The organism is Staphylococcus pseudoxylosus, assembly GCF_003697915.1.
Classification (GTDB): Bacteria; Bacillota; Bacilli; order Staphylococcales; family Staphylococcaceae; genus Staphylococcus; species Staphylococcus pseudoxylosus.
In genome coordinates this window covers 1-223 of record NZ_RCVN01000108.1, presented here as the reverse complement: position 1 = coordinate 223, position 223 = coordinate 1, and the positions used below count along the sequence as shown (strand labels likewise).

The 223-nt window shown below is 37.7% G+C and carries 1 tRNA gene; it reads right to left on the bottom strand.

Features of this window, described 5'->3' with window-relative positions:
- Positions 1-83 precede the first annotated feature (83 nt).
- Positions 84-160, bottom strand: a tRNA-Ile gene (locus D9V42_RS15005).
- Between the last annotated feature and the right edge of the window lie 63 nt (positions 161-223).

Here is a 223-nt window from a genome sequence, read left to right as displayed (position 1 = left end):
GTTAAAAAACTCTAATTCACTCGGTTTTGCTTGGTAAAATCATAAATTTTACTTACTTATCTAGTTTTCAATGTACAAAAAAATGGTGGGCCTAAGTGGACTCGAACCACCGACCTCACGCTTATCAGGCGTGCGCTCTAACCAGCTGAGCTATAGGCCCATTCTTTTTGAATACTCCAATGAGCACTCAAAACTGAATACAATATGTCAATGTTATTCCTAT